This window comes from Streptosporangium sp. NPDC006007 (assembly GCF_040614315.1).
GTDB lineage: Bacteria > Actinomycetota > Actinomycetes > Streptosporangiales > Streptosporangiaceae > Streptosporangium.
Map to the genome: position 1 here is coordinate 13,356 of NZ_JBEXUG010000048.1, position 25,486 is coordinate 38,841.

General features: G+C 70.4%; 26 protein-coding genes and 1 rRNA gene. 12 read left to right on the top strand and 15 right to left on the bottom strand.

Annotated elements, in window-relative coordinates; translation table 11 throughout:
• Positions 1–130 precede the first annotated feature (130 nt).
• Positions 131–1,783 carry an acetolactate synthase gene (locus tag ABZ194_RS26400; protein ID WP_355599707.1) on the top strand — a complete coding sequence of 551 codons (1,653 nt, stop codon included), beginning with the start codon at positions 131–133 and terminating at the stop codon, positions 1,781–1,783.
• Here ABZ194_RS26400 and ABZ194_RS26405 read toward each other — a convergent pair.
• Both ABZ194_RS26405 and ABZ194_RS26410 read right to left on the bottom strand, forming a co-directional pair.
• Complete coding sequence (locus tag ABZ194_RS26405; RefSeq protein ID WP_355599708.1) at positions 1,780–3,396, bottom strand: serine/threonine protein kinase; 1,617 nt, start codon at positions 3,394–3,396, stop codon at positions 1,780–1,782. The two genes, ABZ194_RS26400 and ABZ194_RS26405, sit on opposite strands and share 4 nt — an antisense overlap.
• A gap of 432 nt (positions 3,397–3,828) precedes the next feature.
• Positions 3,829–4,011, bottom strand: coding sequence for a hypothetical protein (locus ABZ194_RS26410; RefSeq protein WP_355599709.1), 183 nt, complete (start codon positions 4,009–4,011; stop codon positions 3,829–3,831).
• A gap of 24 nt (positions 4,012–4,035) precedes the next feature.
• On the opposite strand from ABZ194_RS26410, the gene ABZ194_RS26415 reads away from it, so the two are divergent.
• A complete protein-coding gene (locus tag ABZ194_RS26415; protein WP_355599710.1) occupies positions 4,036–4,416 on the top strand; it encodes a hotdog domain-containing protein in 381 nt (126 codons plus the stop codon).
• 95 nt (positions 4,417–4,511) lie between these two features.
• Here ABZ194_RS26415 and ABZ194_RS26420 read toward each other — a convergent pair whose 3' ends face one another.
• The 7 genes from ABZ194_RS26420 to ABZ194_RS26450 form a co-directional block, all read right to left on the bottom strand.
• Complete coding sequence (locus tag ABZ194_RS26420; protein WP_355599711.1) at positions 4,512–4,724, bottom strand: biotin/lipoyl-binding carrier protein; 213 nt, start codon at positions 4,722–4,724, stop codon at positions 4,512–4,514.
• Between the two features lie 49 nt (positions 4,725–4,773).
• Positions 4,774–6,105, bottom strand: coding sequence for a biotin carboxylase N-terminal domain-containing protein (locus ABZ194_RS26425; RefSeq protein WP_355599712.1), 1,332 nt, complete (start codon positions 6,103–6,105; stop codon positions 4,774–4,776).
• Between the two features lie 271 nt (positions 6,106–6,376).
• Positions 6,377–7,666, bottom strand: coding sequence for an HD domain-containing phosphohydrolase (locus tag ABZ194_RS26430; protein ID WP_355599713.1), 1,290 nt, complete (start codon positions 7,664–7,666; stop codon positions 6,377–6,379).
• Positions 7,663–9,018, bottom strand: a complete 1,356-nt coding sequence (locus ABZ194_RS26435; protein ID WP_355599714.1) for an HD-GYP domain-containing protein — start codon at positions 9,016–9,018, stop codon at positions 7,663–7,665. Before ABZ194_RS26435 ends, ABZ194_RS26430 begins: the two co-directional genes overlap by 4 nt.
• Before the next feature lie 224 nt (positions 9,019–9,242).
• Complete coding sequence (locus ABZ194_RS26440; protein ID WP_355599715.1) at positions 9,243–10,214, bottom strand: NAD-dependent epimerase/dehydratase family protein; 972 nt, start codon at positions 10,212–10,214, stop codon at positions 9,243–9,245.
• Positions 10,215–10,238: 24 nt separating this feature from the next.
• On the bottom strand, positions 10,239–10,505 hold the full coding sequence (gene rsrA, locus ABZ194_RS26445; protein WP_355599716.1) for a mycothiol system anti-sigma-R factor: 267 nt from the start codon (positions 10,503–10,505) through the stop codon (positions 10,239–10,241).
• A gap of 46 nt (positions 10,506–10,551) precedes the next feature.
• On the bottom strand, positions 10,552–11,157 hold the full coding sequence (locus tag ABZ194_RS26450; RefSeq protein ID WP_355599717.1) for a sigma-70 family RNA polymerase sigma factor: 606 nt from the start codon (positions 11,155–11,157) through the stop codon (positions 10,552–10,554).
• A 283-nt stretch (positions 11,158–11,440) separates the two neighbouring features.
• Here ABZ194_RS26450 and ABZ194_RS26455 point away from each other — a divergent pair, with 283 nt between their 5' ends.
• Positions 11,441–12,181 carry a methyltransferase domain-containing protein gene (locus tag ABZ194_RS26455; protein ID WP_355599718.1) on the top strand — a complete coding sequence of 247 codons (741 nt, stop codon included), beginning with the start codon at positions 11,441–11,443 and terminating at the stop codon, positions 12,179–12,181.
• Positions 12,182–12,189: 8 nt separating this feature from the next.
• Here the strand turns inward: ABZ194_RS26455 and ABZ194_RS26460 are convergent, their stop codons facing one another.
• Both ABZ194_RS26460 and ABZ194_RS26465 read right to left on the bottom strand, forming a co-directional pair.
• Positions 12,190–12,522 carry a TraR/DksA family transcriptional regulator gene (locus ABZ194_RS26460; protein WP_355599719.1) on the bottom strand — a complete coding sequence of 111 codons (333 nt, stop codon included), beginning with the start codon at positions 12,520–12,522 and terminating at the stop codon, positions 12,190–12,192.
• Positions 12,523–12,844: 322 nt separating this feature from the next.
• Positions 12,845–13,606, bottom strand: coding sequence for an SOS response-associated peptidase (locus tag ABZ194_RS26465; protein ID WP_355599720.1), 762 nt, complete (start codon positions 13,604–13,606; stop codon positions 12,845–12,847).
• 58 nt (positions 13,607–13,664) lie between these two features.
• Here ABZ194_RS26465 and aroA point away from each other — a divergent pair, with 58 nt between their 5' ends.
• Both aroA and rsgA read left to right on the top strand, forming a co-directional pair.
• Positions 13,665–14,942: a 3-phosphoshikimate 1-carboxyvinyltransferase gene (gene aroA / locus ABZ194_RS26470; RefSeq protein WP_355599721.1), complete on the top strand. Its 1,278-nt coding sequence runs from the start codon at positions 13,665–13,667 to the stop codon at positions 14,940–14,942.
• Positions 14,943–15,075: 133 nt separating this feature from the next.
• Positions 15,076–16,128 carry a ribosome small subunit-dependent GTPase A gene (rsgA, locus tag ABZ194_RS26475; RefSeq protein WP_355599732.1) on the top strand — a complete coding sequence of 351 codons (1,053 nt, stop codon included), beginning with the start codon at positions 15,076–15,078 and terminating at the stop codon, positions 16,126–16,128.
• A gap of 71 nt (positions 16,129–16,199) precedes the next feature.
• Here the strand turns inward: rsgA and ABZ194_RS26480 are convergent, their stop codons facing one another.
• Entirely contained in the window at positions 16,200–16,643 is a 444-nt protein-coding gene (locus ABZ194_RS26480; RefSeq protein WP_355599722.1) for a DUF4442 domain-containing protein, read from the bottom strand.
• Between the two features lie 143 nt (positions 16,644–16,786).
• Here ABZ194_RS26480 and hisN point away from each other — a divergent pair, with 143 nt between their 5' ends.
• The 6 genes from hisN (at position 16,787) to ABZ194_RS26510 (ending at position 22,358) form a co-directional block, all read left to right on the top strand.
• The gene (hisN, locus tag ABZ194_RS26485) at positions 16,787–17,590 is read left to right on the top strand and encodes a histidinol-phosphatase (protein ID WP_355599723.1); all 804 of its coding nucleotides are present in this window, start codon (positions 16,787–16,789) and stop codon (positions 17,588–17,590) included.
• Positions 17,591–17,868: 278 nt separating this feature from the next.
• Positions 17,869–18,969, top strand: coding sequence for a phosphate ABC transporter substrate-binding protein PstS (pstS, locus tag ABZ194_RS26490; RefSeq protein ID WP_355599724.1), 1,101 nt, complete (start codon positions 17,869–17,871; stop codon positions 18,967–18,969).
• A 4-nt stretch (positions 18,970–18,973) separates the two neighbouring features.
• Positions 18,974–19,951 carry a phosphate ABC transporter permease subunit PstC gene (pstC, locus tag ABZ194_RS26495; protein ID WP_355599725.1) on the top strand — a complete coding sequence of 326 codons (978 nt, stop codon included), beginning with the start codon at positions 18,974–18,976 and terminating at the stop codon, positions 19,949–19,951.
• Positions 19,948–20,823, top strand: coding sequence for a phosphate ABC transporter permease PstA (gene pstA / locus ABZ194_RS26500; RefSeq protein WP_355599726.1), 876 nt, complete (start codon positions 19,948–19,950; stop codon positions 20,821–20,823). Before pstC ends, pstA begins: the two co-directional genes overlap by 4 nt.
• Positions 20,824–20,837: 14 nt before the next feature.
• Positions 20,838–21,614: a phosphate ABC transporter ATP-binding protein PstB gene (pstB, locus tag ABZ194_RS26505; RefSeq protein WP_355599727.1), complete on the top strand. Its 777-nt coding sequence runs from the start codon at positions 20,838–20,840 to the stop codon at positions 21,612–21,614.
• A gap of 24 nt (positions 21,615–21,638) precedes the next feature.
• Positions 21,639–22,358, top strand: coding sequence for a response regulator transcription factor (locus ABZ194_RS26510; protein ID WP_355599728.1), 720 nt, complete (start codon positions 21,639–21,641; stop codon positions 22,356–22,358).
• Here ABZ194_RS26510 and ABZ194_RS26515 read toward each other — a convergent pair.
• Together ABZ194_RS26515 and ABZ194_RS26520 are read right to left on the bottom strand one after the other, a co-directional pair.
• Complete coding sequence (locus ABZ194_RS26515; RefSeq protein ID WP_355599729.1) at positions 22,331–23,332, bottom strand: serine hydrolase; 1,002 nt, start codon at positions 23,330–23,332, stop codon at positions 22,331–22,333. The two genes, ABZ194_RS26510 and ABZ194_RS26515, sit on opposite strands and share 28 nt — an antisense overlap.
• A gap of 196 nt (positions 23,333–23,528) precedes the next feature.
• A complete protein-coding gene (locus ABZ194_RS26520; RefSeq protein ID WP_355599730.1) occupies positions 23,529–24,416 on the bottom strand; it encodes a phenylalanine 4-monooxygenase in 888 nt (295 codons plus the stop codon).
• Positions 24,417–24,536: 120 nt separating this feature from the next.
• Between ABZ194_RS26520 and ABZ194_RS26525 the strand changes: the two genes are divergently transcribed.
• Complete coding sequence (locus ABZ194_RS26525) at positions 24,537–25,004, top strand: Lrp/AsnC family transcriptional regulator (protein WP_355599731.1); 468 nt, start codon at positions 24,537–24,539, stop codon at positions 25,002–25,004.
• 394 nt (positions 25,005–25,398) lie between these two features.
• On the opposite strand, the gene rrf is transcribed toward ABZ194_RS26525, so the two are convergent.
• A 5S ribosomal RNA gene (gene rrf / locus ABZ194_RS26530) occupies positions 25,399–25,486 on the bottom strand; the annotation flags it as partial.

Genomic DNA, 25,486 nt, shown 5'->3' on the forward strand with positions numbered 1-25,486 from the left:
GGCGTTCGCCGACCGGCCTCCACGGCCTGGCCGGCTCCCGTTCCCGGCGTCGGCGGCGTTAGTCGGCGCGAATCTGGGCAGGGAGAACAACCACTGTCCGGGTAAGTGACTGACTGGTAGGTTGCGCGATATGGAGTCTCCAAAGCACGCAGGTGACATCGCGGTCGCCGTCTCCAAGGTCTACGGCGTCGAGACCATGTTCACCCTGTCCGGCGGGCACGTCTTCCCGCTCTACGACGGAGCGGTTCACGAGGGCGTGTCCATCCTGGACGTGCGGCACGAGCAGAGCGCGGTCTTCGCCGCCGAGGCGACCGCCCGGCTGACCCGCAGGCCCGGTCTGGCGGTGCTCACCGCCGGTCCCGGCGTCACCAACGGCGTCAGCGGCGTGGCCACCGCGCACTTCAACGGCTCCCCCGTCGTGGTCATGGGAGGCCGGGCACCGCAGTCGCGCTGGGGGTCGGGCGCGCTCCAGGAGATGGACCACCCCCCGCTGTTCGCGCCGATCACCAAACTGGCCTTCACCAGTTCCGGTCCCGACTCCATCGGCGAGGACGTCGAGATGGCCTTCAGGACCGCCCTCGCCCCGCACCGCGGCCCGGTCTTCCTCGACTTCCACATGGACCACCTGTTCGCCGCCGCTCAGCCGCTCGACCACGTCACCGAGACGCTGACCCCGTCGCCGCTCGAACCCGACTCCGACGCGCTGGCCGGGATCGCCCGCCTGATCGCCGAGGCCGAGCGCCCGGTGCTGGTGCTGGGCTCCGACGTGTGGATGGACCGCGCCGAGGAGGTCGCCCGGGCCTTCGCCGAGGAGTTCCGCCTGCCGGTCATCCCCAACGGCCAGGGCCGAGGCGTCCTGCCCGCCGGGCACGAGCTGCTGGTCACCCGCGCCCGCGGCCTGGCCTTCTCCCAGGCCGATCTGGTGATCGTGGCGGGCGCCCCGATGGACTTCCGCCTCGGCTACGGCTGGTTCGGCGGCAAGAACGGCAACCCGCTCGCCAGGGTCGTGCACCTGGCCGACACGCCGTCGCAGCTGACCACCCACACGGAGCCCTCGGGGGTCGCCGCCGGCGACCTGTCGCTGGTCTTCTGGGGGCTCGGCACGGCCTGCAACGAGGCCGGAGTGTCCCCCAAGGGCTACGCGCCGTGGCTGGCGAAGCTGACCGAGGCCGCCCAGGCCGCCGTCGCCGGCGACGCCGGGCTGCTGACCTCCGACTCCGACCCGATCCACCCGGTGCGGATCTACGGCGAGCTCGGCAAGGTCCTCGCCGACGACGCCGTGGTGATCGGCGACGGCGGCGACTTCGTCTCCTACGCGGGCAAGTACGTCGAGTCCAGCCAGCCGGGCAACTGGCTCGACCCCGGTCCGTACGGCTGCCTGGGCACCGGCCTGGGATACGCCATCGCCGCCCGGCTGGCCCGGCCGTCCTCGCAGGTGGCGCTCCTGCTCGGCGACGGCGCGGCGGGCTTCTCCCTGATGGACGTGGACACGCTGGTACGGCACCGCCTGCCGGTCGTGATGATCTGCGGCAACAACGGCATGTGGGGTCTGGAGAAGCATCCCATGCGGATGCTCTACGGCTACGACGTCGCCGCCGAGCTCCAGCCGCAGTGCCGCTACGACCAGGTGGTGACCGCGCTGGGCGGGGGCGGCGAGCTCGTCACCGACCCGTCGGAGATCGGCCCGGCGCTGCGCCGCGCCTTCGACTCCGGCGTGCCGTACCTGGTGAACATCGCCACCGACCCGTCCGTCGCCTACCCGCGCAACACCACCGGTGTCTAGGAGGTCGCCGTCGGGACCGGGGTGGGGGTCGGCGGGCACTTGTCGTTGACCACGGTGATCTCCACGGATCTGCGGGGGTCCCACATGGTTCCCCCGCCGGGGTGCTGCAGGACCACCTTCATGCAGAGCGAGTGGTCGACGTCGGCGCTGTAGCTGACCTTCGCCTTCAGCCCCGCCTTCCTGATGGTCTCCGCGGCCGCCTCCGGCGCCATCCCCATGACGTCCGGCACCTTCCTCTTCACCACCGGGGTCACGGTGGGGGTGGGCGTCGGGCTGCCCGTCGAGGTCGGCTCGCCGGTCGGGTCGGGGGTCGCCGACGGCGTCACGGTGGGGGTCGGGGGCGGGGTGTCGCCCTGGGTGGGGGTGGGCAGCCGCTGCGCCTGGTAGGTGGTGGCCGGCCGGGGGGTCCGGGGCCGGGTGGTCTTCGGGGGTCTCGGGGACTGGCCGGAGATGGAGGTCGAGCCGGGTCTTCCCGTGGGGTCGACCTCCGTCTTCCCCGAGGCCGCCATTCCGTTGATCGCCACCGTGACGAGCCCGACGCATATCACGCCCGCCGCCGCTGACATGGCCAGCATCCCGCCCCTGCGCCTCGGCCGCTGCGCGGCACGGTGGCCGCGCCCTCTTCCGGCGGCCTCGGTGGCCGGCCCCTGGGCCGCCGCGGTCGCGGCCGGCAGGGCGCCCTGCCGGCCGGTCCGCGGCGGAGACAGGCCCTGGGAGCCGGCTCCCTCCGCGGTCTCGGCCGGCGGCCCGTGGGGCGACGGCACCGCCGTGGCGCCGGTCTGGAGACCGGGCGCCGTCTGCCTGGCGGCGCCGCTCATCGCGGCGGCGCTGGGGAACCGCCTGGCCGGATCCTTGGACAGTGCCCGCTCCACCAGGGCCCGGATAGCGGGTGGGACGTGCGGCGGCAGCGGCGGGGGCGCCTCACGGATGTGTTTGAGCGCGATCGTGACCGGTGTGTCGCCGTCGAACGGCCGCTGCCCCGCCAGGCACTCGTAAGCCACCACACCCAGCGCGTAGATGTCCACCGCGGGGGTGACCGGCGCCCCCTCGGCCTGCTCGGGCGCGCAGTAGGCGGCGGTGCCCAAGACCATGCCCGCGTCGGTCAGCCGGCTGGCCGCGTCGGATCTGGCGATGCCGAAGTCGGTGAGCACGAGCGTGCCGTCGGGCCGCACCATCAGGTTTCCCGGTTTGACGTCCCGGTGGACGATCCCCTGATCGTGCACGGCCTGCAGGGCCGAGGCCGCCTGGGCGATGAGCTCCATCGCCGCTCCGGGGGCGATGCTCCCCAGCCGCCCGAGCAGGCGGTCCAGCGGCTCTCCGTCCACGAACCGCATCACCAGGTATGCCGTCGCCCCCGCGCCGGGTACCTCGTGAATCCCATAGTCGTAGACGTCGACCACCCCGGGGTGGTTGATCGTCGCCATCGCCCGGGCCTCTCCCTGGAAACGCACCAGGAAGCCGGGATCGTCGGTACGGCCCGGGAGCAGCACCTTGACGGCGACGGTGCGGGCCAGGACGATGTCCTCACCACGCCACACTTCGCCCATACCGCCAGCGCCGATGCGGGTATCCAGGCGATACCGCCCCGCCAGCGTCGTGCCTTGGGCCACCATGACTCCCCCGTAACCCTCTCCGCTCCCACCCCTGGGTTCTCCAACAAAGCGGATTTGTATCGCGACAACGTCACGGCGAAGTAACGAACCTCTGCACGCCGGGCGGCTTATAAACACGTCGCGTGCCGTAGCATCGCACAAATCTCAAAACCTTTGGGAGCAGTTGTACAGATTGCACATCTATGCCCAAAGAAGCAATCAAAACGTCATTAATGCTGATAAGCGCGGCGGGAACACCCGGTCGACCGGGACCGCGAACACACCACCCGCCCCACCCCTCCCACAAACCCCCCAAGCTTACGCACACCAGACATGAGCCCGCTGGTCGGGTCGCCGACGCCCGGCCCCCCGTAAAGGCGCCGGCGCGAGAGCACCGGCAACGCGGCGGAGAAGCGCGGCGGAGACGGTGCGGAAGAAGCGCGGCCGAGGGGATCAGCCGTTCAGTGAACCGTGCTCCGCGCAGCGCGCCGACCAGCCGCGCGGAGTCACCTGGACCACCATCCGGCGGCGGCAGCGAGCGCAGTAACGGGGCGGCTCCATCGCACGCGCGGTGAGACAGACCGCGTGGTCGCCCTCACCGGCCGGGTGGCCGCAGTGATCGCAGTAGGAGGTCACGGATCAGACTCTATGCTGACGAGCATGACGCTCACTCCCGGTCTGCGCGCCCGGCTTCTCGTCATGGTCGAGCGGGAGGACACCGCGATCAGCGTCGGCAGCGGGGACGTCCCCGTGCTGGCCACCCCCCGCGTGCTGGCCCTCGCCGAGCGGGCCACCGTCCAGGCGATCGCCGACGCCCTGCGGGACGGCCAGACCTCCGTGGGCACCAGGGTCACGCTGGAGCATCTGGCGGCCAGCCCGATCGGCGCCCACGTAGAGCTCACCGCCGAGCTCACCGAGGTCGACGGCCGCCGCCTGGTCTTCGCCTTCACCGCCCGCGACCGGCACACCGTCGTCGCGACAGGCACGGTCGAGCGCGTGGTCGTCGACCGCGAGCGCTTCCTGGCGAAGCTCACCGGCTGACCGCTCCCGGGTGACCCGCGGCAGGCCCCTCCCCCGTCGGCACGGCCGCGGTGACGGCCCCCGGAAGGGCGCCCCCGCCCCGCCCACGGCGGCGGCTACTCGATGACGGCGATGAGGTCGCCTTCCTGGATGACGTCGCCCTCGGCGACCTTGAGCTGGGCGATCACACCGTCGTCCTCGGCGATGACCGGGATCTCCATCTTCATGGACTCAAGAATGACCAGCGTGTCACCGTCCGCGACGCTGTCACCCTCGGCGACGAGTACCTTCCAGACATTCGCCACCATCTCAGCGTGTACTTCTGCCACCGGACACTCCTATCAATCACTGTGATCCAACTGTGTCAGACGGACCTGGTCAGGCTCTCATCCGAGCGACCAGCCCGGTGTCGTAGTCGCCGCCGACGAACTCGGGGTGCTCCAGCAACTCGGCGCAGAACGGCAGGTTGTTCTTGGGGCCCTCGACCGTGAAGCCCGCCACGGCCTTGCGCGCCAGCTCCAGGGCCTCGGCCCTGGTCCGCCCGAACACGCACAGCTTGGCCATGAGCGGATCGTAGAACGGTGTGACGGTGTTTCCGGCAGCGTAACCGGAGTCCACCCGAACCCCCTCACCGGACGGCTCGGCCCAGACACCGATCTTTCCGGGACCGGGGAGGAAGCGCTTGGGATCCTCGGCGTAGACCCGGAACTCGATCGCGTGACCGCTGGTGGCCGTCGGCGGCACGGTCGTCTCCCCGGCGGCGATCCGCAGCTGCTGCTCGACCAGGTCCACGCCGGTGACGAGCTCGGTCACCGGGTGCTCCACCTGGAGCCGGGTGTTCATCTCCAGGAACACGAAGTCCTGCTTGTCCACGTCCACCAGGCACTCCACGGTCCCGGCGCCGAGATAGCCGACCGCCTCGCCGGCCCGCACGGCCGCGGCCAGCATGCGCTCGCGCAGTTCCCCGGTGATGCCGGGGGACGGGCTCTCCTCCACGACCTTCTGGTGGCGCCGCTGCACCGAGCAGTCACGCTCGCCCAGCGCGACAACGGTGCCGTCGGCGAGACCGAGGATCTGCACCTCGACATGACGGGCGCGCTCGATGTACTGCTCCAGCAGGATCGCGGGGGTCCCGCCGAAGCGGGCGGCGGCCCTGGACGCCTGCTCGAACGCCTTGATCAGGCCGGCCTCGTCGTGGGCCACCCCCATGCCGATGCCACCGCCGCCACCGGCCGTCTTCACCATGACCGGGTAACCGATCCCGGCCACGGCCGTCACGGCCTGCGTCAGGTCGGTGACCGGCGTACGGGTCCCCGAGGCGACGGGCACGCCCGCCCGCTCCATGAGGTTACGAGCGTTGATCTTGTCGCCCATCCGCTCGATCGCCTCGGGCGACGGGCCGATCCAGACCAGGCCGGCGTCGATGACGGCTCTGGCGAACACGGCGTTCTCCGAGAGGAAGCCGTACCCCGGGTGGACCGCCTGGGCACCCGACGTCCGGGCGGCCTCCAGGACCTTTCCGGCGTCGAGGTAGCTCTGCGCCGGATGGGCCGGCCCCAGCGGGATCGCCTCGTCGGCATCCCCGACAAACGGGAGGTCCGCGTCCGCCTCGGAATAGACGGCAATGGCCCGCAGCCCCATTCGCTGGACCGTGCGGATGATTCGCCGGGCGATTTCGCCACGGTTGGCGACCAGAACAGACTCGAACACGTTGATGGACCCCTTTCGACCGCTCCACCCTACGACCGGATACTCCCTACAACCGTTCGCCCGAAACCACCGATCGCGGCGACACGATCTGTAGGAAACCCACAACGGCGCGATGATCGCCCTCTCTCGGAACACCCTCGAAACAGGCGGGGCAGGTGAGATCGCGCCCTTGCCCGACCGGCCGTCCGCCGACCCCACCGGTACGGCGCGCGGCTCCCGGCCGGCGCAGGCGGGCGGCGCGCGGTTCGGTGAACGTCCAGGGTCGCCTCGCCTAGAGACGGTGCAGCGAGGCGAGCCGGTCGATGACGCGGGTCATGGCCTCGACCACCGCGGGGTCGTACTCCGCGCCGGCGCCCAGGCGGAGCCGTTCCAGGGCGGCTCCGGCCCGGTCACGGTCGGTCGAGCCGCCGACCAGGTCGTCGTAGGCGTTGGCCGCCTTGATGACGAGACTGGCCGGCGGCGGCGCCTCGGAGCAGGGGTCGCACTGGCGGCGGACGATCTCGGCGACGCGGTCCAGCACCCCGGTCTGCCGGATCACCTCCGCGCCCAGCTCGGCGATCCGCCGCGCCTGCTCGGGATCGGTGAGCACCGTCGCACCGCCGGGGATCGGGTCGCGCAGCGAGAGCTGGCCGATGTCGTGCATGAGCGCGGCGTACTCCAGGTCCAGCAGCTCGGGCTCGGCCATGCCCAGTTCCCGGCCGATCGCGACCGCCAGGCGGCTGACCCGGTGCGAGTGTCCCGGTTCGACGTAGCCGCCGACCTCGGTGACCCGCGCCAGCGCCCGGACCGTCTGGAGATAGGTGGCGCGGATCCCGGCGTACTTGCGGAAGGCCACCTGGGTGACCAGCAGCGGCGCGGCGAAGACCAGCAGTGCCGCCATGCCCATGCTGTGCGAGGCGAGCGCGAGCAGGATGCCGGAGGCCGCGACGGCGGCCCAGAGCGGTGCGGCCATCCGCAGCTCGTCCTGGACGGCCACGGCGAAGGCCGCGCGCACCCGCTCGGCCCGGAGCACGGCGGCCAGCAGCACGTCCACCAGCACCATCACCGAGATGAGCAGGGCCATCACACCGACGGCCGGCCACCAGTCGCCCTCGGGGCCCTTGGCGAGGCCGAAGAGCGGCCCGGCGAGCGGGCGGTAGGCCAGGGCCAGCAGGGCGCCGGTGAACAGCCGGCGTGCCATGGCGTCCGCCCCCGGCGGGCGGCCCACCGCCAGGTGCGGCAGCGCCCCCGCGGCCATGCCGACCGCCAGCACCGCGATGACCTGGAGCGCCGAGTGCTGTGCCGGGACGTTGCCCAGGTCCAGCAGGAGCGTGTAGCCGAGCGCGGCGGCGGCGCCGATCGGCGCCACCTCGCGGTTGCCCGGCATCGTGAGCCTGGCCAGTTCCCCGGCTGCGATCAACGCGCCGAAGCCGATGGCGACCTCGGGGGCGAGCAGGCCGGCGGCGGCCGTGTGCGCCACCCCGGTCAGCGCCAGCAACCCCGCCACGCAGATCAGCAGGAGCTGGCCCGAGTCGAGTCGCCGGAACATCCGGGGGGCGCGGGTCGCGGTCGCGCTGCTCATCGCTCCGGCACCACCTGGATGGGTGTGGTGGGGTCGTCGTGGTCCTTGGCGGTGGTCTCCGCCGTGTCGGCCGGAGGCACGACGATCTTGCGTGGCGGCTCCCAGCCGTCGCGGTCCACCGCCTTGATGAAGGCGCTGACCATCTCCGGGTCGAACTGGGTGCCGGCGTTCTTGCGCAGCTCGGCCACGGCCACCCCCACCGGCCGGGCACCCCGGTAGGAGCGGTCGGAGGTCATCGAGTCGAAGGCGTCGGCCACCGCGATGATCCGGGCGAACTCCGGAATCTCGTCCCCGGCCAGTCCCATCGGATAGCCCCTGCCGTCCTGCCGCTCGTGGTGGTGCATGATCCCGGCGAACGCCTCGTCCAGGAAGTCGATGCCGCGCACGATCTCCAGCCCCCGCATCGGGTGGAGCTGGATGGCGGCGAACTCCTCCTCGGTGAGCGGACCGTCCTTCTGCAGCACCTTGGTGGGCACCCCCAGCTTCCCCACGTCGTGGAGCATTCCGGCGTAGCGGATCGCCCGCAACCGCTCGGAGCCCATGCCGATCTCCTGCGCGATCATGCCGGAGGCCAGCGAGACACGGGTGCAGTGGCCGCGGGTGTAGTAGTCCTTGGTCTCCACCGCCTGGCAGAGCGCGGCGATCGTGGCGTCGTAGGAGCGCTGCTGGGCGAGATACTGGCCGAAGGCCCACCGGGCGACGAACAGCGGGAGCAGCACGAGCACCGCCGAGATCGAGTTGACCGTCGCCCAGAGCCCGGCGATCAGCAGCCCGAAGGTGGCGTAGCCCAGGTAGGAGACCATGAACTGGGCGAGCCCGCGCAACGGCACCTGGTCGGCCTGGCCGGTGACCACGAGGACGACCGCGATCAGGGCGAAGTTGAGCGGCACGAAGAGGGCCGCCGCGCCCGCGAACGGCACGATCAGGGAGTCGAACCCGGCGATGTCCGGCAGCCGGGCGGTGCCCCCCAGCGATTCGTACGCCCAGCCGGCGGCATAGCCGCAGATGGCGAACTGGGCACCGTTGAACAGCCGCTTCACCAGCGGCAGGCCGGGGCGCACGCTGAGCACGGCCGTCATGCCGACCAGCGCGGCGCCCTGGGGGCCGACGAGCACCACGGCGGCGAGCGCGGCCGAGAAACTGACCGACACCGCCGCCTGTTTGACGTTGAGCAGAGTCGGCACCGACTCGCACACCAGGAACAGCAGGGCCAGCACCAGTAGGTTCGACCAGTCGAGCCACCCCAGACGGCCACTTGCCGTCACGCTGTGTCCGAGCAGCGCGCACGCCACTCCGATCACGGTGACCAGATAGACCTTGGCGAACCACGGCAGTCCACGCAAAGCGGCCACCTTTGGGTTCTACGTGCGCGTGCTCAGGTCCAGGAGATCCCCGGATGGGCGGGGCTGACCGTTTCCTTCAACATGCGCTGCCTCCATGTCGATTTCCCAACTCAGGCTACAGAAACGAGCCGGGCTCGAAGCAGCGGACCGGGAATCGCAAGCAAAGCGTAACCAATCCATCACCCCGTGCCATCGCGGAACGCCGGTCCCGAGGAGCGTCATGGAAGGGCCCGCTACCTCGCGGCCAGACGGGCCCTCGCCCAGTCAGTGGTGATCTTCAGTCCGGCGGCCAGGTCCGTCCGGGGCCGCCAGCCCAGCCCCTCCAGCGCGGGGGCCGGATCGACGGCCATCGCCGGGAGGTCGCCCAGGCGCGCCTCGGCGCCGCCCGGCTCGTCGGGGGCGCCGGCGGCCTCGGCCACCAGGGAGTGCAGCGCGCGGTCGGTGGTCTCCACCCCGGTGCCCAGGTTGAACCTGCGGCCACCTCCGGCGTCCCCGCAGGCCCGGGCGAAGCCGTCCACCACGTCGTCGACGAAGACGTAGTCGCGGGTCTGGGTGCCGTCGCCGTACAGCACCGTGGGGGTGCCGTTGAGCAGGGCGTCGGTGAAGATGGCGACCACCCCGGCCTCCCCGTCGGGCGACTGGCGCGGACCGTAGACGTTGGAGAGCACCAGCGTGGTGTAGTCGATGCCGTACAGCGCCTTGAAGGTGGCCAGGTAGGTCTCCGCGCTGAGCTTGGAGGCCGCGTACGGCGAGCGCGGGTCGGTCGCCGCGTCCGGAGGCACCGGGATGACCTCGGGCCTGCCGTACACCGCGACCGAGGAGGCGAAGATCACCTTGCGGGTGCCGCCGTGGTGGGCCGCGGTGAGCACGGAGGCGGTGCCCTCGACGTTGAGCCGGGCGTCGTGGACGGGGTCGGCCACGCTCCTGCGCACACTGACCTGGGCGGCGAGGTGGCAGATCACCTCGGGCTTGAAGGAGGCGGCCAGCCCGATCAGCGCGGGGTCGCGGATGTCCAGCACGTGCAGGGCGAAGTCCGGGCTGTCGGCCGCGGCGACGAGATTGGCCCGGTCACCGCCGGACAGGTCGTCCACGGCCGCGACCTCGTGGCCGTCGGCCAGCAGCCGATCCACCAGATTGGATCCGATGAATCCCGCTCCACCGGTGACGAGTATCCGCATGCCGACCCCCAGGTTCTGTATGGCCACAGCCGTACGAGAGATCCTAGGAGGTCAACCGGCCAACTCGGAGCGGACCTGGTCGATCCGGCTGAGCACCTTGGCCCGCAGGTCCTCCGAGACCTTGTCACAGCCGCAGTGCTTGGCGATCAGCTGCTTGACGACCTGCTCCAGGCCGTACTCCTCCAGGCAGGGACCGCACTCGTCCAGGTGCCGGCGGATGTCGGCGCAGTTGCCCTCGTCGAGCTCGCCGTCAAGGTAGGTGTAGACCTTCTCCAGGACGTCGCGGCAGTCGGTGTCGTGAGGTTCGCCACAGCTCATGCGATCACCCCGCCCGGAAACCCGCAGTGCCCCTCGACGCGCTCGATCACTTCGCACCCTCCGCCGGAACCAGGCCACGCTCGCGGGCGTAGTCCTCAAGCTGCGTCCGCAACTGACGGCGGCCACGGTGGAGCCTGGACATCACGGTCCCGATGGGGGTGCCCATGATGTCGGCGATCTCCTTGTAGGGGAAGCCCTCGACGTCGGCGAGGTAGACCGCGATGCGGAACTCCTCGGGAAGCGCGGCCAGCGCCTGCTTCACATCACTGTCGGGGAGGTGTTCGAGCGCCTCGATCTCCGCCGACTTCAGCCCCGCCGAGGTGTGCGACTCGGCCCTGGCGAGCTGCCAGTCCTCGATCTCCTCGGCGCCCGACTGCTTGGGCTCCCGCTGCTTCTTGCGGTAGCTGTTGATGAAGGTGTTGGTCAGGATGCGATAGAGCCAGGCCTTGAGGTTGGTGCCCTCCTGGAACTGGTGGAAGGACGCGAAGGCCTTGGCGAAGGTCTCCTGAAGGAGGTCTTCGGCATCCGCTGGGTTTCGGGTCATCCGAAGCGCGGCGGAGTAGAGCTGGTCGAGATAGGGCATCACATCCCTCTCGAACCGCGTGCTCCGCTGCTCCAGAGTCTCCTCGCCTGTCGCAGGGACCGGACCCACCCCCTTAGGATCGCCGGAGTCCTGCTGACGCGGGACTCCGTACTGAGCGGAGAATACCCGCTCATCAGGGAAGGACCGATCACCGGGGCGGGTGACGGGGTCGATCACATCGAGCATTGGCCGGCCAACCTCCGAAAGGATCGTGCGTTGTCCGCTTGCAACACGCCCGCCGTGGCATCTGTTCCCCCAAGATAGAAGGTGACGAAGGACCCGGTACGGGGAAAAAGATACGTACCGGCAAGGTAGCTGTAGACCACCGGAACCCTGACGCCAGGAGCCGCCTGTGCTGCCCATCCCGGCCGAAGAGCTGAACGGCTCAGGAACGCTCGGGCCCTACTGGACCTTCTATCGCGCGGTCGCCGCCGAGCAACTGAGCCGATGGCTCCCGGAGACTCCCTCCACCGTCCTGGACCTGTCCGGCGGCAGGGGTCGCTGGGCGGCGCAGACCGCCAGGGCCGGACACCGGGTTTTGGAGGTGGTCGACTTCCGCCGGGCCGCCGACGGCAGGCCGCCGCTGCACGACGCCTCCAAGGTCCGCCGGGTCCGCGCCGACGACCTGCGCTTCCTGCCGGACCGGAGCATGGACGCCGTGGTCGCCGAGGAGCGCTCGATGTCGGTGGAGCTCATGGCCGAGTCCACGATCGGCGACGTCGCCCGGGTGCTGCGCCCCGGAGGGCGGGCCCTGGTCTGCGTCGACTCCCTGGTGCTGGGGATGGCGATCCTCGCCGAGCAGAACTACTGGGCCCACCTGCGCCAGACGGACGAGGTCATGCTGGTGCCCTGGCCCGACGGGAGCATCACCCGCTGCTTCAGCGGCGGCCAGCTCCGCGACCTGCTCACCGAGGCCGGTCTGGAGGTCGAGTGGGTACGGCCCCGCACGGTGCTCTCCCCCTCGACGGTCGACCACGTGCTCGCCTCCGACTCACGCGCGCTCACCTGGCTGGTCAACACCGAGCTGGAGGCCCACCCGGACGACGACGACACGGTGGGCATCCACCTGGTCGCCAGCGCCCGGCGCCCCTGATCGGCCGATCAGCGCCTCCGCTCCCGCCTCGACTGACACTGCAGGCAGCGGGCGGCCTCGGGACGCGCCTGCAGCCTGCCCTCGGGCACGGGGTGACCGCAGTCCGCACAGCGGCCGTAGACCCCGTCGTCCAACCGCCTGAGCGCCTCGACGACCGAACGGCGCTGGCCGGTGGCCGCCTCCAGCATGGCGAGGTTGCGATCGGCCTCGGTCAGCACCGATCCGGCGTCGGCGGGGGAGCGGTCCCATCCGGCCTGCGGATCGCCCCGCAGGACCGCGATGGACCGGTCGAGTTCGACGAGCATGTTCTGCAGGCGCACACGCACGGTCTCGGCGTTCACGAATCCGCACCTCCGCGAAGTGGGGGCGGCCGATGAGAGGATCCCCGATTCTCCCGTCAGGCGGCAAGGGGCGCTTCCATGCGATGTCCTCGTCCAGAGGAGATATCGCTTTCCTCACCGGATGCCCATTTGAGGGCGTTTCTACACCGATTACGGAGAGTCTTCGGGGGAACAGCCGACCACCGCCCTACCGGGAGCCCGGGAGGACGCCGGACCGCCGGGCCGCGGAGAGACCCCGGAGCCCCTACCGGGATGTTCGCGAGAAGAACGGCCTCCGCGGAGAGACCCCGCGGAGGCGGTCTCCGCGGAAGGAGCCCTCGGATCAGAGGAGCGCCCGACCGTCGCCCCGCCCCTCGGACACCGGCTCGACGAGTTCGGGGCCGTTGTTGCGCACCGAGTTCACCGCGGTGGAGACCGGGTACGCCTTCAGGCCCAGGGAGCCTGCGGGGACCAGGAACTCCCGCGCGTCCGGCACCCCGGGGTCGAGCCACTCGGTCCAGCGGTCCCGCTCGATCAACATCGGCATCCGGTCGTGGATGGCGCCCAGCTCGTCCTCGGCGGAGGTGGTGATGATCGTGCAGGTCACCAGCCACGCGCGCGGGTCGTCCTCGGGTCTGCCCCGGTCGCGCCAGAACTCGTACAGTCCCGCCATGGCCATGATCCCGCCGTCGGCCGGCTGGATGAAGTAGGGCTGTTTCCCGGGCTTCCCGCCCTTGCCGGTCTCCTCCCGCACGGCCCACTCGTAGTAGCCGTCGGCGGGCAGCAGGCACCGGCGCTTGGCGAACGCCGCACGGAAGGACGGCTTCTCGGCCACCGTCTCCACCCGGGCGTTGATCATCTTCGATCCGATGGAGGGATCCTTCGCCCAGGCGGGGACCAGTCCCCACCGGACCACGCGCAGCTGCCGCACCGGCCTGCCCTCCGGACCCGAGCCGGGCACGCGGCTGAGTACGGCGTAGACGGGCTTGGTCGGGGCGATGTTGTAGTCGGGCCTGAGCTCATCGTCGGCCGCCCCGTCGAGCTCGACCTCGAACTCTTCGAGCAGCTCCTGTTTTGCCCGCGTAGAGGCATATCTCCCACACATATCTCCACCCTGCCACGTGTCGGGGGCACGGGTTCACCGTCCAGGTAGGCTTTTGACCATGTCCGTTCCGCTGTGGCCCGCACCGACCGCGACCCGCCCCGTCCACGCGACCGTTCCCCTCCCCGGGTCGAAGTCCGTGACCAACCGCGCGCTGCTGCTCGCCGCGCTGGCCGACGGCCCGGGCACCGTACGGCGGGCGCTGCGCAGCCGCGACTCCGACCTCATGGCCGCGGCGCTGCGGGCGCTCGGCGCCACGATGACCCCCTCCGGCGAGAGCGCGTCCGGCTGCGACTGGGCGGTCACGCCCGGCCCCGTGACCGGCGGTGCGCGCATCGACGTGGGACTCGCGGGCACGGTGATGCGGTTCGTGCCGCCGGTGGCGGCGCTGGCCGACGGCGAGGTGTCCTTCGACGGCGACCCGCACGCCCGCAGGCGCCCGATGGGCACCATCCTGGGCGCCCTGCGGGCCCTGGGCGCCCAGGTGACGGGCGACGCGCTGCCGTTCACCGTCCGGGGGCCGCTGACCGGCGGCGAGGTCAGGCTCGACGCGTCCGGCTCCTCCCAGTTCCTCTCCGGCCTGCTGCTGGCCGCGGCCCGCTTCGACAAGGGCGTGACCGTGCGGCACGAGGGGCCGCCGATCCCGTCGCAGCCGCACATCCTGATGACCGTTCTGATGCTCCGCGAGTTCGGCGTCGGGGTCGACGACTCCGAGCCGGACGTCTGGCGGGTCGAGCCGGGGCCGATCCGCGCCAGAGACTTCACCGTCGAACCCGACCTGTCCAACGCGGCGCCTTTCCTGTCCGCCGCGATGGTCACCGGGGGCTCGGTCACCGTTCCCGGCTGGCCCTCGGAGACGACCCAGCCGGGCGACCAGCTCCGGCGGCTGCTGGCGGACATGGGCGCCTCGGTGACGCGCACGCCCGCCGGGCTGACGGTGACCGGGACCGGGCGCGTCACCGGTATCCAGGCGGATCTGCGCGACGTCGCCGAGCTGACCCCGACGATCGCCGCGCTGGCCGCCCTCGCCGGCTCCCCCAGCAGGATCGGCGGCGTCGCCCACATCCGGGGGCACGAGACCGACCGGCTGGCCGCGCTGGTCGCGGAGATCAACGGTCTCGGCGGCGACGCGAACGAGACGGAGGACGGCCTGGAGATCAGGCCGCGCCCCCTCACCGGCGGGGTCTTCCACTCCTACGCCGACCACCGGATGGCCACCGCGGGAGCGGTGATCGGCCTGGCCGTGCCCGGCGTCGAGGTGGAGGACATCGCCACCACGGGCAAGACCCTCCCCGAGTTCGCCTCCATGTGGGCGGACATGCTGCGCGGCACGCCGTGAGCCGGCACCTCGCGCGCCGCGCGACGCGACGTACGGTGGGACCCGCCGTCCCGCTCCACCGGGCGCTCGGCCCGGGAGACGCCCGGCCCGGGGCGGACGGCCGCTCGGACGAGGACGGATCGAGGCGGAGAAGCTGAGAAAGCGGGAGTACGACGAGGACGACGTCAGGGTCCGGCCGGGGAAGGGCTCCCGGCCCCGGACCCGGATCCGTCCCGCGCACGAGGACGCGGTCCAGGGGTTCGTGGTGGCGGTCGACCGGGGACGCTACACGTGCCTGGTCGAGTCGGCGGGCGAGAGGGGCCGCCGCCGTAGGGGAGACCGGGCGGAGGGCGCAACCATGAGCGGCCGCGTGGTGGTCGCGATGAAGGCCAGGGAGCTGGGCCGCAAGGGGATCGTGGTCGGCGACCGGGTGGCCCTGGTGGGCGACGTCTCCGGGGCGTCCGACACGCTGGCCCGCGTCGTGCGGGTGGAGCCGCGCACCTCGATGCTCCGCCGCTCCGCGGACGACACCGAGGACACCGACGGCATCGAGCGTCCCGTGGTCGCCAACGCCGACCAACTGGTGATCGTGACGGCCCTGGCCGATCCGCCGCCCCGGCCCCGCATGATCGACCGGATGCTGGTGGCGGCCTTCGACGCCGACATCGAGCCGGTGCTCTGCCTCACCAAGGCCGATCTGGCCTCCCCGCAGGAGCTGGTCTCCCTCTACGCCCCCCTCGGCGTTCCGTACGTGGTGCTGCAGAAGGGCGGCTCCCTCGACGACCTGAGGGAGTGCCTCGGCGACCGGACCAGCGTGCTCGTCGGCCACTCGGGGGTGGGAAAGTCCACCCTGGTCAACGCCCTGGTCCCGGACGCCAACCGGGCCGTATCACACGTCAACGCGGTGACCGGCCGGGGCCGTCACACCTCCACCTCGGCCGTGGCCCTGGAGCTCCCCGGCGGCGGATGGATCATCGACACCCCCGGGATCCGCAGCTTCGGCCTGGCCCATGTCTCGGTGGAGACCGTTCTCGCGGGCTTCCCCGACCTCGTCGAGGGCACCGTCGAGTGCCCCAAGGGCTGCAACCATCTCGGCGAGGAGTGCGCCCTGGACGCCTGGACGGCGGCCGGCCACGCGGACCCGGCCCGGCTCGTCTCGCTGCGCCGCCTGCTCGCCAGCCGCGAGGGCGCCCCCGACGACGACTGACGGCGACGGCGACTGACGGCGACGACGGCCGACGGTGAGGCGAGCGGCCGGGCGCGCTGAGGCGACGAGGTCTAGCGGTTGGGGCGCAGGGTCCAGGCGACGGTCATCTCGGAGACCAGGACCCCGTCGACGGTCCTGACGTCGACGGTGACCTCGAACTCGGGGCGTTCCCCCGCGTCCAGCCTGGCCACGACCTCCTCCCGGACCGCCCGGAGACGGGCCTCGGCGACGACCTCGCCCATCGCGAGCCTGACGTAACGGATCGCGGCGTTCGCGGCCAGTGGGGTGGCACGCGACATCTGGTCACCGAAGGCCGACAGCACCGCGGCCCCGGAGGCGGACTCGGCGAGGCTGAACAGCGCTCCCGCGTGCGGGCCGCCCACGTGGTTGTGCAGGTCGGCGCGGTCGGGCATGCGGGCCACCGCGAACCCCGGCTCCACCGTGTCGAAGGAGATGTCCAGCGTCCGCGCGAACGGGACGCTCTGCAGCATGAAGGCACCCACATCAAAGGTCATGCCCCAGATGCTACTGGCCAGTAACTCAGGAGCCAACGCGGCGATCCACCCGATATCCAACGGAGCGGCGCGCCACGCCACAATTCCTCGGGTTACTCCCCGATCTCCTACACCCGGCCACTGTCGCGATAGCGTTGCCCATCGTGACGGGTTACAACGACGACCTGCGCCTCGCGCACATCATGGCCGACTCCGCGGACGACCTGACCACGCGCCGGTTCAAGGCCGTGGACCTGCGGGTCGAGACCAAACCGGACCTCACCCCGGTGAGCGACGCCGACCGGGCCGTCGAGGAGGCCATCCGCGGCACCCTCGGCCGGGACCGCCCCCGTGACGCGGTGATCGGCGAGGAGTTCGGCACCACCGGCCACGGTGCCCGCTCGTGGATCGTCGACCCGATCGACGGCACCAAGAACTACGTGCGCGGCGTCCCCGTCTGGGCCACGCTCATCGCCCTGATGGACGAGGGCCGGGTCGTCGTGGGCCTGGTCTCCGCCCCCGCGCTCGGCCGCCGCTGGTGGGCCGCCCGCGGCAGCGGCGCGTGGACCGGCAAGAGCCTCACCCAGGCCACCCGCTGCCGCGTCTCCTCGGTCACCCGCCTGGAGGACGCCTCCTTCTCCTACTCCAGCCTCGGCGGCTGGGAGGAGGCCGGCAGGCTCGACGAGTTCCTCGGCCTGAACAGGGCCGTCTGGCGCAGCCGCGCCTACGGGGACTTCTGGTCGCACATGCTGGTCGCCGAAGGCGCGGTGGACCTGTCGGCCGAGCCCGAGCTCTCCCCCTGGGACATCGCGGCGCTGACCGTGATCGTCGAGGAGGCCGGCGGCACCTGGACCGACCTGTCCGGGGTTCCCGGCCTGGACGGCGGCAGCCTGGTGTGCACCAACGGCTCCCTGCACGGCGAGGTCCTCAAACGCCTCGGCGGCGGCCCGCTCACCCTTCCCGTCTGATCTTCTCCCCCGGGTTGCCCGCAGGCTCTTCGCGGGTTTTCGGACCTATCTGGCCCTGTCCAGGATCATCCGAAACCCGCGGCCCCCAAGGGGACGCCGGACACGGCGCAGAGCCTCGAAGTGTGCCCCCACGGGGCTCACGTGCCGAGACAGGCTCAAGGGGTTGCCACGATCGCGACCGGAGCCATTCACTCTGCGTTCATCTTTCCACCGGTTTTGAGTCATCTTCCCTCCCTAATCTTCTGAATGTTGAAGGACTTAGTGGGAGGAACCCAACCGTGAAGTATGCAGGCCGGCTCGCCGCGATAACCCTCGTCGGCGCGCTCTCGCTCGCTGCGTGCGGCACCGATGACAACACCACCGGCACTGACAGCGCGACCTCCCCTGCCGGACCGGACTCCGGCCTCAGCGGCACGATCAACGCCGCGGGCTCCTCGGCACAGGCGAACGCCATCGACGAGTGGAAGAAGAACTTCCAGCGGGCGAACTCGGGGGTGAGCCTCAACTACCAGCCCAGCGGCTCCGGCGCGGGCGTCCAGGCCTTCATCCAGGGCACGATCGCGTTCGCCGGCTCGGACTCGGCGCTCAAGGCCGACAAGGGCGAGCCCGCCCAGGCGGACGCCCGCTGCAAGACCGGCAAGGCCATCAACCTCCCGATGGTCACGGGGCCCGTGGCCGTCGTCTACAACCTTCCCGGCGTCGACGGGCTCCAGCTCTCCCCCAAGACCATCGGCGGCATCTTCAACAACAAGATCACCAAGTGGGACGACGCGGCGATCAAGGCCGACAACCCGGAGGCCACGCTCCCCTCGTCCGTCATCCAGGCGTTCCACCGCTCGGACGAGTCGGGCACCAGTGACAACTTCACCAAGTTCCTGGCCAAGACCGCCGGCTGGCCGTACGAGGCCGCCAAGGCGTGGCCGGCCGAGGCCAAGGGCCAGGGAGCCAAGGGCTCCGACGGCGTCGCGCAGGCCGTCAAGACCACCGCCGGCGCGATCGGCTACGTGGAGCTCTCCTACGCCGAGAACTCCGGCCTGGCCAAGGCCAAGGTCGCCAACGGCTCCGGCGAGTTCGTGGAGCTGACCCCGGAGAGCGCGGCCAAGACGGTCGAGGCCGCCGAGGTGGTCGGCCAGGGCAACGACCTCAAGCTGGACATCGACTACGCCACCAAGGCCGCCGGAGCCTACCCGATCGTCCTGGTGACCTACGAGATCACCTGCGAGAAGGGACTGCCCGCCGAGGAGGCCAAGCTGGTGAAGGCGTTCCTCTCCTACACCTCGGGCGACGAGGGCCAGCGGGAGCTGACCGGCCTGGGCTACGCCCCGCTGCCGGCGACGCTGCTCGGCAAGGTCCGCACCGCCGTCGAGGCGATCTCCTAAGTCGATGGCGACTCCACTACGCATCCGCGACGGCGAATCGGCCCTGCGCCGATTCGCCTCGCGGCGCAGCCGGGGTGAGGCCCCCTTCCGCTACGCCGCCACGGGCGCCGGAATCCTGCTGCTGGCGATCATGGCGGCCATCGCCGTCTTCCTGATCATCGAGGCGATTCCGGCCCTCCGCGCCAACAAGGGAGACTTTCTCACCACCCTCACCTGGGAGCCGAACACCAGCCAGTCCTTCGGCATCGCGGCCCTGGCGTTCGGCACCCTGGTCAGCGCGCTCCTCGCCCTGGTCATGGCGGTTCCGGTGGCCGTCGGTGTGGCGCTCTTCATCTCCCACTACGCGCCCCGGCGCCTGGCCGGAGTCCTGGGATACGTCATCGACCTGCTGGCCGCCGTCCCGAGCGTCGTCTACGGCCTGTGGGGCGTCACGTTCCTCGTCCCGGCCGTCCAGGTTCCATTCGAGTTCCTCAACGAACATCTGGGCTTCATCCCGCTGTTCGGCGGCGACGCGGTCGCGGGCCGCTCGATGCTGACCGCGTCGATCGTGCTCGCGGTCATGATCCTGCCGATCATCGCGGCGATCTCCCGAGAGGTGTTCCTCCAGGTGCCGAGGACACACGAGGAGGCCGCGCTGGCCCTCGGCGCGACCCGCTGGGAGGTGATCAAGATCGCGGTGCTGCCGTTCGGGCGTCCCGGTGTCATCAGCGCGTCCATGCTCGGCCTGGGGCGTGCCATGGGAGAGACCATCGCCGTCGCGCTCATCTTCCCGGTCACGTTCGGCATCAGCCTCCACATCCTCGCCCCGCAGGGCAACAGCATCGCCGCCAACATCGCCAACGGATTCGGCGAGGCCACCCCGATCGGACGCGGCGCGCTGATCGCCTCGGGCCTGGTGCTGTTCGTCATCACGTTGATCGTGAACATGGGGGCCCGCCTGATCGTCGCCCGGCGCAAGGAGTACTCGGGAGCCGGCGCATGACCGCGATCCAGCGCGTCTCCGCCGGTCGGCGATTCAAGGACCGGCTGGTCCAGACGCTGGTCCACCTGTCGTTCGCCATCGCCGTGGTACCGCTGATCGCGGTCCTGTGGATGGTGGTCAAGAACGGCCTCGCCCGGTTCGACATGGAGTTCCTGACCCACTCCATGCGCAACATCGGCGCCAGGGACGCCGGAGGCGGCGCCTACCACGCCATCCTCGGCACGCTGGAACAGGTCCTGCTGGCCTCGGCCATCTCCGTCCCGATCGGCCTGCTCACCGCGATCTACCTGGTGGAGTACGGGCAGGGCGGACGGCTGAGCCGGGCGATCAGCTTCTTCGTGGACGTCATGACCGGCATCCCCTCCGTGGTCTCCGGCCTGTTCATCCTGGCCTTCTGGATCCTGGCCCTGGGCATGCCGTTCTCCGGATTCGCCGGGGCGCTGGCCCTGTCGATCCTGATGATGCCGACGGTGGTCCGCTCCGCCGAGGAGATGCTCCGGCTGGTCCCCGGCGACCTCCGGGAGGCCTCCTACGCGCTGGGCGTGCCGAAATGGCGGACGATCACCAGAATCGTCCTGCCCACCGCGTTCAGCGGCATCGTGACCGGCGTCATGCTGGCGATCGCCCGGGTCGCCGGAGAGACGGCTCCGCTGCTGCTGACGGTCTTCTTCACCGACTCCATCAACAGCGACCCCTTCAAGGGACCGCAGATGGGGCTGCCGCTCTACGTGTTCGACCAGGCGGCCCGTCCGACGGGCACCGCCATCGACCGGGCGTGGGCCGGAGCGCTCACCCTCATTCTGATCGTCATGCTGCTCAACCTGGTGGCGCGCCTCATCGGCTGGTGGCGCTCGCCTGCCAGGGGCCGATAGGAGGAAATGCCGAAATGAGCCAGCAGATCCAGGTCTCCGGCCTCAACGCGTACTACGGAAAACACAAGGCGATCGAGGACATCTCGATGACGATCGAGCCTCAGTCGATCACCGCCTTCATCGGCCCCTCGGGGTGCGGCAAGTCGACCTTCCTGCGGACGCTGAACCGCATGCACGAGGTCATCCCCGGCGCGCGCGTGGAGGGCAAGGTCCTGCTCGACGGGGAGGACCTCTACGCCTCCGACGTCGAGCCGGTGTCGGTACGCCGCATGATCGGCATGGTCTTCCAGCGTCCCAACCCGTTTCCCACAATGTCGATCTACGAGAACGTGGCGGCCGGGCTCCGCCTCAACGGCAAACACCCCAAGTCCAAGGTCGACGCCGTCGTCGAGGAGTCGCTGAGAGGCGCCAACCTCTGGAACGAGGTCAAGGACCGCCTCAACAGGCCCGGCGCCGGTCTCTCCGGTGGACAGCAGCAGCGCCTGTGCATCGCCAGGGCGATCGCGGTCAGACCCGAGGTCCTCCTGATGGACGAGCCCTGCTCCGCCCTGGACCCGATCTCCACCCTGGCGATCGAGGACCTGATGGCCGAGTTGAAGAACCGGTTCACGATCATCATCGTGACGCACAACATGCAGCAGGCCGCCCGGGTGAGCAACCGCACCGCCTTCTTCAATCTCGCCGGGCAGGGGCAGCCGGGCCGCGTCATCGAGATGGACGACACCTCGCGGATCTTCACCAACCCCGCGCAGAAGGCAACCGAGGACTACATCACCGGTCGCTTCGGATAGAACAACCGCGTAAGGAGGACCCGGGTGATCCAGCCACAGACGACACCCGAGGTGAACGGGGACACCCGGGCAGCACCCCTGCTGCTGGTGGCCGATCCGGAATCGGCCTTGGTCCGGGGCCTGTCCGACGCCCTCGAACGGGAGGGCATCGAGGTCACGGGCGTGACCGACGGCGCCCAGGCCCTGTTGCAGGCGGGCGCGCTCCACCCCGACGTCGTGCTGGTCAGCGCCTCGCTGCCGGTCGTCGGCGCGGTGGAGTTCATCCGCGCCATACGGCTGACGCGGGCGACCCCCATACTGCTCGGCACGGATGAGAGCCACGCCGAGCAGGCCGTCCAGGCACTCGCGGCCGGGACCACCGCCTGCGTGGCCCGGCCGTACCGGGTGCCCGAACTCCTGCCGCTGGTACACGCCGCGTTCTCGGGAGAGCCGGGAGCGCGCCGCACCCTGACAGCCGGCGACGTGGAGCTCGACATACGCGCCTACCAGGTCAGAGTCGGCGGTCGCACCGTCCATCTGCCTCTGCGGGAGTTCGAGCTGCTGCACTATCTGATGCGGAACGCGAACAGCACGGTCACCCGCGAGCAGATCATGCGCCACGTCTGGAACTCCACGGACACCACGTCGACCAACACGATCGCGGTACACATCAAGCGCCTGCGCGCCCGCCTCGGCGACAACGACGATCGGCTGATCAAGACCGTGCGCGGCGTGGGCTACCGGCTCGTCGGCGGAGCGGACTGACCCCCGGCCGCCACGCATCCCCGACCGCCGCGGAAGGCGGCCAGAACACGCTTGGCCACCCCCTCGACCTTGGCGACGCCCGCGCCCATGGTCAGGCCGTCCTCGGTGAGAACGGCCACCGCGTACCTGTGCCCGGGATCCCGGATCAACCCCACGCTGACGACCACCCACCGCGCATTGGCCACATGACGCAACCAGCCGTTCTTGAGCGCCACCCGGCTGTTCTCGCACGCCGCGGCGCTGATCCCCCACCTCTGGTCCGGAGTCACCCGCGCCATCAACCGGAGCACCCGGTCGCGCTCCTCCGCGGCCAGCGGGCTGCTCCGCCTGGCCAGCGCCCGGATCAAGCGGACCTGATCCTGCGCGGTGGTCTGGGTGATGCCCCAGCAGTACAGGTTCACGCACCGCCCCGGCGGCGTGTAGGTTCTCTTCAGCCCGAACCTGCGATTCGCCCTGGCCAGACCGGACTCCAGGCCGATGCGCTCATACATCCGATCGGCCGCCGCGTTGTCGCTGAACCGGATCATCCGTCCGGCATCGGCCCTCTCCCGCCCACTCAACCTCCGCCACGGCGTGCCCAGCAGCATCGCCATCAGGATGCCAACCTTCGAGGTGCTCGCGGTGGGCAGCCGCAGGCCGCGGTGGTAATGGTAGGAGCGGCCGGTGTCCAGATCCCGCACCGCCACGGCCACCCGGCCACCGTAACCGGAGAGGAACCGGTCGAGAACGCGGGTGAGCCTCATCACGGAGATCTTCGGCGGCCCACCGGGCTCGGCCGCCCCGGCGCGCCCGGTGGGCTGCGGGGTAGGCGCCCCGGTAGGCATCGCAGCCCCAAGGGCCGCCGCCCCGGGGATCACCTCGGAGACCGGCGGCGGGGTTGGCGAGGAGACCGGCGGCGGAACGGCATCCGGCATGGTGACGTTCCCGGCCGCGCACCCGGACGCCAGGACGGAGACCAGTACGGCCACGGCCACCCACCGGGACGCTCCCCTCCGGGAAATCCACCGGGGACCGGCACTCCGCCGGGATCCGGCCGTTTCACCCGCTACAACCATGACCAAGGTCTAGCGCATCGAAGCACGCGCGGGCGGTCCCGTGGCGGCGCCCAGCCCGAACAGGGACCAAGTCCTTGACCACCGGAGACGTCGACCGGATGTCTTTGACGAATCCTCAGCGAGCGTCGGCGAGCAGCCGGGCGACGGAGTCGTCGTCACACGTGGCCCAGAACTCCCCGACCACGTCTTCGAGGTGCTCCAGCGACTCCGCCCGGAAGAGAACATTCTGGTATTTGGTGATGTCGTACTGGGTGGTGCCCATGGCGACGAGATTCAGCGGCCGGATGTCCATCCCCCGGAACTCCTCGATCTCCCCGTAGGAGGACAGGATGCCCGCACCATACGCCCGCAGTTCCCCCCGGTCGATCATCACACCGAACTCCAGGGTGAACCAGAAGACCTTCGAGACGAACTCCAGCGCGCTCTCACCCTGAACCCGCCGCGCCGCGTTCCCTGCCAGCCGGTAGAGCCTGGAGTACCGGTCGGAGGCAAGCGCGTTGGCATGCCCGATCACCTCGTGGATCACGTCCGGTTCAGGCGTGTAGAGAGGGGTGGAGTGGTGCCGGATGTACTGCGTCGAGTGGAAGTACCCGTCCGCCAGCACGCCGTAGAACTCCCGGAGCGGGACCAGTCCCGCCGCGGGAATGTACCGGAACCCGGTCAGCGGCTCCAGCAGCTCACTGACCTCCTGCAACTGCGGGATCCGGTCAACGGGCAACTCCAGCCGTTCGGCGGCGTCCAGATACTCGACCGTCGCGTACACCCGGTGCTTGAGCGCCAACTCCCGGCTGACCAGCGCCCACACCTCGTGCTCCTGGCCGGTGTACTCAGCTGTCGGAATCGGCGTACCGAGCACATGCCCGACCGCGAGCGCGGCGATGGCGTTACGCCGGGCCCGATAGACCGGGTCGGCGAAACCAGGGTGACTCGCGGCGAGCCGGACTTCGACTGTGCCGTCGTCACGGGTCGCCACCGGTGCGAAGTACTGTGCTTCTTCGAACATGTATGAAATGACAGCAATATCAGCAATCATTGACAAGAGCGGGCAGTTTTACTGCGCGATTCGCGCAAGGTCGCCTTACCAAAGGCGCATGTAGCTAGTCATATCGCCTAACCTGATGAGATGTCGATCGACGACCTGGACAGCCGCCTCCTGGTGACCATGCGTGACAACCCACGCATCGGACTCACCGAACTCGCCCGTCTACTCGGCGTGGCACGGGGCACCGTACAGGCCCGGGTGGAGAAACTCACCGGCCGAGGTGTGATCGCCGACTTCGGCCCCACCATCGCCCCCGAGGAGATCGGCTACCCGATCCTGGCCTTCGTCTCCCTGCAGATCGCCCAGGGTCGCCTGGCCGAGGCCGTGGAAGCGCTGAAACCCGTACCGGAGATCATCGAGGTATACGGCACCAGCGGTCAGGCCGACCTGCTCTGCCGTGTGGTCGCGCGCAGCACACCGGATCTACAGGAGATCATCGCCCGCGTCCTCACCTCACCCGCGGTCCAGCGCACCGACACCACCATTGCCCTGTCCGTGCAGATCCCCTATCGGATCGAACCCCTGCTCCGTGCTGCCCCGGAGATTTGAGCACCCAGAGCCGATGGGAACAGCCCCGACGGGGAACACCCCGAAGACCCGGCCCACTCCCGAGGCCAACCCCGGCCAACCCCAAGGCCAGGTCAGACGGCCCAGCCCAGCCCAGAGCCGCTTCAGAACCGTAAAGCGGTGTCGATCCTGGCCGAGCTTGGCCGGCCGGGCCCGCCAAAGCCCAGACCCACAACAGACCACGCCCACAACGAAACCTCTGGCAATTCCTCAGGCCACGCCCCGGCGGTTCACCGCGTCGCCCCCGCACCGACACCCACCACGCCCCTCCCGGGGGTCACCCCCCGCCGGGGAAACCCGCCCCTCCCCCAAGAAACCTCCCCCGGGAACGCGAAAAAGGGCCACCCCAACAAGAGGTGACCCTTTCCCAAAGATTGTCCGGCGGCGACCTACTCTCCCACACCGTCCCCGGTGCAGTACCATCGGCGCTGAAGAGCTTAACTTCCGGGTTCGGAATGTAACCG